We start from the raw sequence: 11,732 nt of genomic DNA on the forward strand, positions 1-11,732 counted from the left end.
AATGACCAATGACAAATTAAAAAGGAAAAAATATGACAGCCGCACTCAGAATTTTAGAAGAAATCACAACAGACTATACCATTTTTGAAAAAGATCAGGTGTTGACGGAAAGCCAACTCAATAGCGTTGCAGACTATCTTAACGATCAAACTCGTCTGACACGCATATATTTAATAGGTGTAGGGGTAATTTCCGGCTTGCGGGTTTCTATAGAAAATGATGCTGCTGTAAAAATTACTAAAGGTATAGGCGTTACAACTGATGGCGACTTACTCTTTTACAACAACGATACGATATGCGATCGCTACCGCGAATACGATAATTCCTCCCCCAAGTATGCCCCATTTTATGTAGGTGGTAATACTGAAGGGCAAATGATTCCAGTCTATGAATTAATTAGCCAAGGAACTACAGATTCTAGAAGTGGAATTTATTTATTGAGCGAATTCGCCACTCGAACCAACAAAAACCTCAGGGATATGGTAGCGGTTTTGTTGATGGAAAGCTATGTCAACGACCCCGATATCTGCACGGGAACTGATTGCGATAATTTGGGTCAAAAATGCATCAATACTCCTAGGTTGTTGTTGCTAGAAAAAACTTCAATTAATTCTTTTTTAAAAAAAGCGATCGCTACTCCCGATGGAGCCGTTAATTCTTTCAATGAAGGTATCCTCAATGAAGTCATAGCCGAGCGTCCTTTAATTGGTTCATCCATTAATTCTGTGAGCGCACTAGCTACTATTTATCGAACCGCATGTTCAAATATTCACGAAGATTTAGTTAGAGAACTGTCAAAAATATATACTAAATGTGCCACCTTTATTAAAGATGTTTTTTCAACCGATCCCACTGACACATGGCGAACTCTACTGAATAGAATCAAGGATAGTTTCGCCAATACCAATTTAGGTATCCAATATTATTATGATTTTCTCAAAGATGTTGTAGAAACTTACAACCCATCTCGAGATTTATTGTTGGGCGAGTTGACTTGGTGTTGTCCCGATCTCAACTCTTTTCCTAAACACCTATTGCTAGGAAATTTGATTGTAGATTCTGGTTCTAATCCCGAAGAAAATCGCACCCCATTTTATCCTTCACCCGCAATCAGCCAAACTGCCGAATCTCTGAATCATGCTAAATTTTTATTACGTAAACTCGATACATTAATTCAAAATTTTCAGCTTCCTGTTGTCTCTGATACACCTATTCCGATTCGCATCACACCTAGCTTATTTGAAGACCAACCTTTAGAAGAACGAGCAATTCCCTATTACTATCCAGTCGATTTTACAAAAGATTATCCGATTCATAAAAGCTGGAACTATTCCCTGAGTAAACGACGAATGGAGATTCGCAATTACTCTTATAATGCACCGATTTACGCAGCGCAAACTGTAGCTGCGGAGCCACTCAGATCGCAAATTGGTAAATTCTCCTTCTTCCGAATTGAAGGACATTTAGGAAAAAATGTACAAGCAGCAATCTCTGAAATTGAACAGGAAATCAAGAAATACAACCTTCCGATTACTGTGCGTTCGGTGATGTTGGGAACAAATAAAAAGCAATTAATCAAACCACCAATTCGCTATAGCGAACTGCATCGATTGCACTACTTATTACGCCAAGATGTAGCCAATCAACTGCAAGAAGTGATAACTTTTAGCCAAAATTTTAAACAAAAAGTTGACTCGGCGGTAAAAAATCGAGTGATTACAGATTCACCAGAAACTGAAGGTGTAAATTTCCAAAATATCGCCAGAGATAAAAATTCTACTGTGGCACGAAATGCTGGATATGCTCACAGCGTTCTGAGAATGAACTATTCACAATATCAAGAAAATCCTACCTGGAAAACTAATCTCACACAAGCAATGCAAGCTGCTAGTGAATTTAAATATAATCTCGGTAATGTAGTCAAAACTGAATTCAATACTCCTTTTGATACTCTAGTTAGCAATACTCAGATTCACTGGATAGACTTACTCGATCAAATCATCAAAGCCAAAGATGAAAAAGAGAACGATCGCCTGCTGTTTAAGAATTTTATCAATCAGCATCCAGGGATTGAGCATTTTGGTGGTGTAGTGCGCGGTGGCACATTTATCTTGGTATATGATGACATCAATAAAACAGTAGTTGCTGATTTTATGCTGCCTTATTATTGTCCCGATACTGTCGAGGAAGAAGTTCCAGAGCCAACATTAACCAAACCAGTAATAAAGCCTAAATGGGTAATACAAAATGGCGTACAAGTTCTGCCTTCAATTGATAGAAAGTTAGATAAATTCAAATTAGAAAAATTAGGCGATTTTATCAAAATTGGACAATTAGGCGATTTTGTTAAAACCACACAGTTGAGCGATTTAGTAAAAGTTCAGTTAGATAATTTCAAATTCGAGCAGTTAGACAAAATCCAAGGGAGAATGCAGAATCAGTTTGAAAATTCAGTGAATTTGATTGGGCAGGTAATTGGTAAAATCGACAGAAAACAACTGGAAACTGTAGGTGCTACAAAATCGGCAATGGAACTGCTGGATATCCTAGTCAGCGAAACTAAAATTAAAAGACAAGCAGCAGACATCCTCAAAGAACAAGCCAGACGCAACGATTTACCGCCAGAAGAACGCAGAAAATTTGAAGTTCAAGCCAAAGAAGCAGAACTAGCTTTAGTAGATTCTATTCAAGAAACTACTAAATATATTTCCGATTCAGGGTTTGATGTTAGCAAGGGTAGTGCAGGTTTTAGAGCTATGGAAGAAGTAGCCAGCAGCATAGGATCGCTAACAGATAATGAAGCCTTCACAAAAGCAATTAACCAAGTGGGAGAAGTTAAAGATAAAACAAACAATGCCAATTTGAAATTGAACATTTTGAAACTACAAATTGAAAACAGAAGAACTACTTTAAGATAAATGTCAAACTTTCTCCATAGAATTCGCAGATTGACGTGGAAAGTTAACACTAATTCTACGGCAGAGGCGTTTGCAGTTCGTCAGAACCTATACAATCAATGGCAAGATATCTTAATATCGGCTTTTGAATCTGCCTTTGACGAAATTGATAGTGGTAATCGCGTTATCCATATTCCCAAGTTAGAAGTTAACCTCAAAGTCAAATCTTCTCAAGAAATCTGGGAATTGCTACCTGAGTTAATCCAACAGCAACTCAACGAACAATTGCAATCGATAAATTGGCAAACAACGCCAACAACTCAGTCGCAAGCGATCTGGAACGAGGCGACAGTACAACAAAGTCAATTCGCCACCTTAGTATATTATTTGCAGACAGGTTCATTGCCTTGGCAAGCAGCCCAGGCTTCAGCATTGGAAATCGCTGTTGAATTAAAAGAAACTTGCATCCAACAGCGATCGCACCTGATAAACTATCTAACCGAACAACCACAGACACCAGCTTTCTATTTTCGATTGCTGCAACTATTGCCAAATATAGAATCCTTAACGCTTGTCAATACTTTATTAGATAGGTTGTCTCTGGCGGCTAAAACAGCGATCGCTGAGTTCATCTCCTTTGTACTTAATACCTCACAAAGCCGCCTAAATCCCCATATCCAATGGCAAATAGTCGCAGCATTTATCTCAGAATGCTTGCGCCAAAAGCCACAGCAGCAACCCGAATTCAGTAGTATTTTAGACAGCGTACTATCTCAAGCAGGAAGCGATCGCAACGCCTTTATAAACTTGCTTCCAGCCGCAGCAGCCTCATTGTTTGCGCCACAACCAAGCAACCATCACCCAGCGACTTCTACCTTCAACCATTCCCAAGAATTAACATCAATATCCACTACTGAAGAAATTTCCCGAACTCATCCTCCAAAAACAATTGAATCCCCTTCTCAAGATCCCCTTCTGCCCTCTGCCCTTCGGGTTCGGCAGTCCCCCATCGACGGGAACCGCCAAGACGGGGGCTGCCTCACCATCTGCCCCCTGCCTTCTGAAGACTACCCTCCGCCTTCCCAAAACTTTCCAGTTTTCGTCAATTATGCTGGGCTAGTTTTAATTCACCCGTTTATTAACTCATTGTTTGCGGCGACTGGTGTCAAAGAAGCTAACAATAAAGCGATCGCAGATTCTCAAATACCACGCGCTGCCGCCTTGTTGCACTTCCTCGCCACCGGGCAAACAGAAGTCTATGAATACGAACTCGGCTTTATCAAAATCTTGTTGGGATTAAAACACGACACACCGATCTTAGTTGGAGAAGGATTGCTGCAACAGAGAGATTCCGAAGAAGCTGAGGCAGTATTACAATCTGTTATCAATTATTGGACTGTACTAAAAAGCACATCAATTGAGGGATTGCGCTCCTCATTTTTGCAACGTTCGGGGCTGTTGCGTAAAGCAGACAACGGTTGGAGTCTGCAAGTAGAACATCATTCCTTCGATATGTTGCTCGAACATCTTCCTTGGAGCATCAGCATCATCAAACTATCATGCATGAAACAACCCCTTTACACCGAATGGCGGACGTTTTAACTGAGAACGCCCAGGATTTAGAACGCGAACTGAGTTGGTTTGCCGCAGTTCTAGATACTAGACTAACTTTATACTTTAAATCAGAGCCAGAATCAGAGATTACCGTAAATTCTATTTTTGATATTCCCCCTCCCGATCTCAGTCATAGCTATTCCTATTACGCTCAATTGATCCAGCAGCATGAATTTTCCATTGGCGAACGCTTGGTAATTTTGTTGGCACTGATTCCACATATTCGACCCCAACTACTCGATGTACTCTGGACTAAAAATGAAGCGATCGCGCGTGGCTTCACTGAATTTGGCGGTTTGCAAGGTGTAACTCATGGTGGCTTCATTCCCACAGGTGAAACCGTTGCTTTCCTGCTAGCTGGTGACGATTTATCGACTCGCTTCAAACTCATGCGGCTATTTGAAGGCGACCATGCTTTTGCTCGTTATAATATCTTGTCTCTAGCTCCAGTTGCTTACGGTGAACCTTTACTCAGCGGTGCGCTGACGATTTCACGCGAGTACCTGCACCGATTGACAACAGGCTGGGAACGCAAACCCAACTTTAACAGCGAATTCCCCGCCCGTCTGATTGAAACCCGACTCCATTGGGAGCATTTGGTATTGCCGTTTTCAACTTTAGAACAGCTAGACGAAATCAAACATTGGATATTACACGGACACACCTTGCTAGAAGATTGGGAGATGTACTACAAACTCCGCCCAGGATTTACCAGCCTGTTTTACGGGCCTCCGGGTACAGGTAAAACCTTTTCCGCTTGCTTGCTGGGTAAACACTGCGGTTGCGATGTATACAAAATCGATTTAAGTATGATTGTCTCCAAATATATCGGCGAAACCGAAAAGAACCTAGCCAAGATTTTTGACTTAGCCGAACATAAACGATGGATTTTGTTTTTTGATGAAGCCGATGCCCTATTCGGTAAGCGTACCAAAGTAGACGACTCGCGCGATCGCTACGCCAATCAAGAAATCAGTTTCTTGCTACAACGGATTGAAGAGTTCAACGGCGTGGTCATCCTGGCGTCTAACTTAAAAGGCAATATCGACGATGCTTTTATCCGCCGCTTTCAATCTGTCGTGCATTTCCCCATACCCAAAGCCAGCGAACGCTTACGACTGTGGAAGAATGCATTTTCTGCTAAAGCTGTATTAGAAGAAACTATAGACATCACTAGAATTGCTGAGAAATATGAACTTTCCGGCGGTACTATCATGAATGTAGTACGCTACTCTTCATTAAAAGCATTGAGCCGAAATCAAACCAAAATTTTGCTAGACGACCTAGAAGAAGGAATTCGCCGAGAACTTTTAAAAGAAGGGAGAACAGCGTGAAGGAGGGATGAGGGAGTGTGGGGGGTGTGGGAAGTGTGGGAAGAAATGGGGCAAGGGAAGAGAAATAACTCATAACCATTGACTCTTGACTTTGGACTATTGACTATCTGCCCTCTGCCTTTCTTACTAAATCATCTGAGGAGCAACAAAGCATGAAAACTGCTGAACACAAAACAGTCAATCGTGCGGCTACCGTACAGAAGCCAGCAGCCTCCGTGGCGGTGGCGGGGGTACAGTTGCAAACCTCGATGCGGGTATCTTCTCCCAAAGATCCGGCGGAAAAAGAAGCTGATGCTACCGCCAAAAAGATTATGCGGATGGCAGTACCGGAAAGTTCGATTTCCTATGTGAAAACAGACAAAGGTGGAGTCTTCCGGCAAGTTAAACAGGAAGAGAAAGAAAAGAAAATACAGACCAAATTGCGTTCCCCGCAGGGGTTGCCTCTGGCATCGCCCTACATCCATCGCTTTGCTAATTCTGGCATCTTCACCCAACCGAAAAAGAAAGAAGAGGAAAAAATTCAACGCAAAGCTGAAGGACAAGCCAATGTCGCCGCAAACGTAGCCGCAGATATTCAAAGCAGTATGGCCACTGGTTCGCCTTTACCCCTCAGCGTCCGCCGCTTCATGGAACCGCGTTTCCAAGCAAATTTCAGCAATGTCAAAATTAATACTGGAGATAAAGCTGCGAAATTAAATCGCCAGTTAAACGCCCAAGCGTTTACGGTGGGAAATCAAATTTTCTTTGGTAAGGACAAATTCCAGCCAGAACAACCAGAAGGCAAAGAACTCATCGCCCACGAATTGACCCACACGATCCAGCAGGGTGCAGCGATTCAGCGTAGTGAAGACGTGACCGTTACCCAACAATCACCAACTCAAGTGCAACGCCTGGGACTCAGCGATGTCTTAGATTATTTTGCTGACAAAGCCAACATCATTCCTGGTTTTCGGATGTTCACCATTGTGTTAGGCGTGAATCCAATTAATATGAGTTCCGTAGACCGGAGTGCGGCGAATATTCTGCGCGCGATCGTGGAATTTATTCCTGGTGGCGGATTAATTACTAGAGCGCTGGATAATTACGGAGTATTTGAAAAAGTTGGCAATTGGGTTGAGCAACAAATCAAGAGCCTGGGTCTAGTTGGCAGTGCTTTCAAACAAGCCATTAACGAGTTCATTGACTCCCTGAGTTGGACTGATATTTTTGACCTAGGTGGAGTTTGGCAACGTGCTAAACGCATCTTTACTGACCCAATAGACCAGCTCATCAGTTTTGCTAAGGGATTGATTACTGGTATCCTCAAGTTCATTAAAGATGCCATCCTCAAACCCCTTGCAGGCTTGGCACAAGGAACGCGTGGCTACGACTTGCTCAAAGCCGTTCTGGGCGAAGACCCCATCACGGGCGAACCTGTACCGCGCAACGCCGACACCCTAATCGGCGGGTTCATGAAACTAATCGGCCAAGAAGAAATTTGGGAGAACATCAAAAAAGGTAACGCCGTTGCTCGCGCTTGGGCTTGGTTCCAAGGTGCATTAGCAGGCTTAATGAGCTTAGTGCGTGCCATCCCTGGCAAGATTATTGATACTATCCGCTCCCTGACTATCGAAGACATCGTTACCATTGGCGGTGCTTTTAGCAAAATTGTCGGTGCGTTTGTGTCAATCGCCACCGATTTCATCAGTTGGGGTCTCAAACAAGTTATTAGCTTGCTAGAGATACTATTCTCGGTTGTAGCACCGGGAGTTATGCCTTACATCAAGAAAGCTCAAGCTGCTTTCATGACCATCCTGAAAAACCCGATTGGCTTTGTGGGTAACTTGGTGCGTGCAGGTAAACAGGGTTTCCAGATGTTTGCCGACAATATTCTCAAACATTTGAAAGAAGCCTTGATCAAGTGGCTCACAGGGCCTTTAGGCGAAGCTGGGGTATATATTCCCCAATCTTTTAGCTTGATCGAAATTGTCAAACTAGTGCTGTCGGTGCTGGGACTCACCTGGCAGAATATCCGCAGCAAATTGGTCAAAATTATCCCCGAACCTGTGTTGGTTGGTTTAGAAAAAACTGCCAGTATCGTGGTAACGCTAGTGAAAGATGGCCCCGCCGCCGCCTGGGAACAAATTAAAGCCGAACTGAGCGAGTTAAAAGACCAACTGATTGCTCAGGTGACGCAAATGATTTCTATCGAAGTGGTGAAGGCGGCGATCGCGAAATTAGTGATGATGCTCAACCCAGCAGGTGCAGTTGTGCAAGCCATCATCGCCATTTACAACACTATTACTTTCTTCATCCAGAAAATCAACCAAATTGCGACTGTTGTGGCATCGTTTATTGATTCCATTTCTGCGATCGCCAATGGTCAGGTGTCCAATGCTGCCAAGAAAGTCGAACAAACAATGGCTAATACCTTGACTGTGGTTATTGCCTTTTTAGCTAAGTTTGCAGGCTTGGGCAATATACCTAACAAACTGGTCGGTATCGTCAAGAAAATCCGTGCGCCAATTGATAAGGGGTTGGATAAGATTGTGGCTTGGCTGGGGAATATGTTGAAGAAAGCCGGGACGGCTTTATTGCAAGCTGGAGTACCGCAAGATCCGAATGAAAGATTGAGGCTTGGTATTCAAGCAGCGGTAGGTGCTGCTAATAGATTTGCAGGCAAAAAAGTAGGGGCAGCTATACTTAATCCTTTGCTAAACGCCATAAAATTGCGGTATGGCTTTCAGACTCTCGAAGTAGTTCCTCAAGGTCAGAATTGGGCTGTTCGGGGACAGATCAATCCTGTAGCTATTGCAGGCACACGGGTAATTATCCAAACTGATAAAGAAACTGGTTCTCAGACAACAGCCACAATAATATCAACAGCCAAAATCATTACTTTTGAATTTAGAAGGTTTACAGCGAATCAAAGTGTAAGTATTAATGAAATGACAGAAGGATTACAACATCATCAAACGGCATTAAACAATCTTACAATTGGTCAATGGTTGGCGAATATATATTTTAGACCATTCTTAAAAGGAGCAATTGCTGCTGAAGAGAGAGATATTGCTAGAAAAGAATTAATCAGAAAACTTAGGGCAGCAATTGTTGCTGAATATACAGCGAAAAAAATGACTCTTAGCAAAAGCCAGATAGATAAACTAGTTATCATCCGGTCTCGTGGAACACATGCTTCGCACAGTGCGGATGCCATTTCTGGTGGTAACATTGATGATTTTGACAGCCTAGAAAGAGGAGCAGTAAATAGTTATATTGGTTCAAGTTGGGGTAAGATTAGACCGGAACTTGAATCATATGCAAATTATCTCAGACAACAATTTGAGCCAAAAGATAGAGAAAAAGTAAAAATGAACTTTAGGCTACGCGTGAAATTTTTGAATTAAAAATTATTTACAAAATTATCTACAAAAATTTTTGAGCTTTTGTTTTCTGATATTGAGTAACTTATCTGGAATAAATCTCATTAACAATGAATGTTTTTTCTCTAACACACAAACTTTACGAAGAAAATAGTATAAACACCATCACAGTAATAAATCATGACGTTCCTAGTGAAGTCGCAGAAATGTTACTGCTAGCAAATTCCAACAGCTATGCAAATGGGTTCTTTAAATTTATTTCTCCTTCTAGATTCAGACCATATTTTTCAATGTGGAACTTAAATCCTAATGATTGTTTTCCTTTTATTAAATGCGGTTTTGGCCATTTAATTTTTTACCACCAACAACAATATAAAGTGCTAAATCCTATATACAATTGTATTGATATTATTGGGGAACAAGATGAACTTGATTTTGTTATGAATATTATTCTTTGCGATCGTCAGTCTCTTGAAAATTCATTTTTTATAGATATATATGAGCAGTCGTTTGAAAGGCTAGGCCCTCCTCAACTTAGTGAGATATATGCTTTTGTACCAGCCCTGAGACTGGGTGGTTGTCGCAGTGCTTCATATGTTCAGAAAGTAAATATGAATGAGCAGATGATGATACTGTCTCAGTTGTAGTTGGACAGAGCGATAATCAGCAAAATTATCGCATAGTTCGCATAGCATTGAATTTTTGCAATTAAACAATCGGTGAACTAATACCAATTTACACAAATCTTGATTGAGATAGATTTTTCGTCGGATTTTAGCAGTGCTAAACCCTTACCCAATCATTAAAAAGGTTGATATTGTAAAGAAAAATATAAACCATTATCTTGCAAAGAATCTCCTTTATTCCTAACTCCAATTAATGGAATACCGTAATCTAGGCGCACCTCTAAACTACGGTTCACTTGCCATTGCATACCCAAACCCAAGCCAGCTATTGGGCTAGGATCTGGGTTAGCGTCAAGATTATTCCACCCAGTGCCAATATCAAAAAACGGAGTGATTTGTAAGGTTCTGGGATTAGCGGTGAGGGGAAGGCGGAGTTCAACAGAAGCGACAACGCCATTGTCAGATACTAATTGGTTTTGGCGATAGCCTCTAACTGTGTCTACACCACCAATACTGAACCTTTCCAAGGATAAAAGAGAATCTGGTGTAAACTGGGCGTTGATGCGAGTTAGCAGTAAGGCTCTCGGTGATAACTGCTGCACCCATTGAAACTGTCCTAGCCAGGAAAAGAAGCGTCCATCTGTACCTGTGTTATTGATAGTGGCATCAAAGGCATCAATGCCAAAGCTGAATTGCGATCGCGCTGCTAAAACTCGTGTTGCCGTCCGATTTACCCAGTCTTGGTAAAATCTGATCGCGGTGACTCTTGATTTTCCGTCTTCTGGCCCTTCTGAGAAGGAGAAAGGAATGTCATTGAGGAGGAAGGTTTGACTGCGGCGGACATCCAATCCTAAACCAATAGCAAACTCAGTCGCTGGAGATTGCACTATTGGTTGGCGCAGACCTACAGAAAATGTCTCGGATTCGCTGCGAATACCTAAGTTTTGGAAAGGGGCTTCGACGATGTTGCTGTCGTTGTTGCTATAGCGTAAGTTGAGAGTACCGTTACGCGGAAGTAGGGGAAATGTGTAGCTGAAATCATAGAGGTCAAGTCCTTCGGTGCGTCCGTATTCGGCGGTGAGGCGATCGCCAAAACCCAACAAGTTATCGTGACTCACAAAAACTCGACCTTGAATTGAACCAATGCTCGGAGATTGATTGTTATCGATAATAATGCCTGCGTGAAATACTGGTGCTTCTTTTAAACGCAACTGTAAGATGTTGCGCCCAGCAGTACTACCTGCGGTTAATTCTGCATTTACCTTTTCTATTAGTGGGTCAATCTGCAATAGTTGCAGTCCTTCCTCTAGGCGTTGGCGATTTAAAGGCGTTTTTGTCGCATTACCTAGTCGATTCAGTACGTATGCTTGGTGCAGGCGATGTAGCCCAATGATTTCGATGCGCTCTAGTTCGCCCTCTACAACTTGTATTTCTACAGTACCATCGCTCAGATCTTGGTTGTTGGGTAAAAATGCGCCGGAAGTGACATAACCATTGTCGATGTAGAGCTTGATAATCTCAGAACGCAAGCTAATTAGGTCTTCAAAGGTGACTTGGCGATTTTCATATTTCTTGACTAGCCGATCGATCTCGTCTTTGAGAACAGTATTGCCTAGAACTTCGATTTTTTTGACGTAAAAGCGCAGGTTTGTTGGAGACGGGGATGCGGGTATCTCAGGCGTGGCGGGCGTTTGCAGATTCGGTGTTGCTGGCGATCGCTTTGGAGTAGCGGGTATAGGTAGAGGTCTCTCACCAGGTTTGGGAATCGTTTCTTCAACTCGCCCTGGTGCAGTTGGGGGAATAGTTACTCCAGGGGGTGGGGTTGATTGGGCGATGAGAGAACTTTGGGCAAAGGTATAGGTTTTTAAAGAAGTTGCGATCGCTCCTATACATCCCACA

6 protein-coding genes are annotated in these 11,732 nt (G+C 42.3%); 5 read left to right on the top strand and 1 reads right to left on the bottom strand.

Translation table 11 applies throughout. The features are described from left to right. The first annotated feature begins 32 nt into the window (after window positions 1–32). The 5 genes from AACU33_RS15370 to AACU33_RS15390 all read left to right on the top strand — a co-directional run bounded on the left by AACU33_RS15370 (window position 33) and on the right by AACU33_RS15390 (window position 9,854). Window positions 33–2,918, top strand: a complete 2,886-nt coding sequence (locus tag AACU33_RS15370; protein ID WP_096589520.1) for a hypothetical protein — start codon at window positions 33–35, stop codon at window positions 2,916–2,918. Next, complete coding sequence (locus AACU33_RS15375) at window positions 2,919–4,499, top strand: contractile injection system tape measure protein (protein WP_096589521.1); 1,581 nt, start codon at window positions 2,919–2,921, stop codon at window positions 4,497–4,499. After that, a complete protein-coding gene (locus AACU33_RS15380; RefSeq protein WP_339376034.1) occupies window positions 4,457–5,845 on the top strand; it encodes an ATP-binding protein in 1,389 nt (462 codons plus the stop codon). The genes AACU33_RS15375 and AACU33_RS15380 overlap by 43 nt, the downstream gene beginning before the upstream one ends. Window positions 5,846–5,997: 152 nt before the next feature. Then, window positions 5,998–9,231 (top strand): eCIS core domain-containing protein, encoded by a 3,234-nt coding sequence (locus tag AACU33_RS15385; RefSeq protein ID WP_339376035.1) that lies wholly within the window; start codon window positions 5,998–6,000, stop codon window positions 9,229–9,231. An 86-nt stretch (window positions 9,232–9,317) separates the two neighbouring features. Then, window positions 9,318–9,854 (top strand): T6SS immunity protein Tdi1 domain-containing protein, encoded by a 537-nt coding sequence (locus tag AACU33_RS15390; RefSeq protein ID WP_096589523.1) that lies wholly within the window; start codon window positions 9,318–9,320, stop codon window positions 9,852–9,854. Between the two features lie 155 nt (window positions 9,855–10,009). Here AACU33_RS15390 and AACU33_RS15395 read toward each other — a convergent pair whose 3' ends face one another. After that, complete coding sequence (locus AACU33_RS15395; protein WP_339376507.1) at window positions 10,010–11,722, bottom strand: ShlB/FhaC/HecB family hemolysin secretion/activation protein; 1,713 nt, start codon at window positions 11,720–11,722, stop codon at window positions 10,010–10,012. Window positions 11,723–11,732: the final 10 nt, after the last annotated feature.

This window comes from Calothrix sp. NIES-2098, assembly GCF_963875125.1.
Classification (GTDB): domain Bacteria; phylum Cyanobacteriota; class Cyanobacteriia; order Cyanobacteriales; family Nostocaceae; genus Aulosira.

What these genes read in the sequence shown, in the direction of transcription:
- AACU33_RS15380 (WP_339376034.1), top strand. Translation starts at nt 4,457, where the DNA reads ATGCATGAAACAACCCCTTTACACCGAATGGCGGACGTTTTAACTGAG.
- AACU33_RS15375 (WP_096589521.1), top strand. Translation starts at nt 2,919, where the DNA reads ATGTCAAACTTTCTCCATAGAATTCGCAGATTGACGTGGAAAGTTAAC.
- AACU33_RS15390 (WP_096589523.1), top strand. Translation starts at nt 9,318, where the DNA reads ATGAATGTTTTTTCTCTAACACACAAACTTTACGAAGAAAATAGTATA.
- AACU33_RS15370 (WP_096589520.1), top strand. Translation starts at nt 33, where the DNA reads ATGACAGCCGCACTCAGAATTTTAGAAGAAATCACAACAGACTATACC.
- AACU33_RS15385 (WP_339376035.1), top strand. Translation starts at nt 5,998, where the DNA reads ATGAAAACTGCTGAACACAAAACAGTCAATCGTGCGGCTACCGTACAG.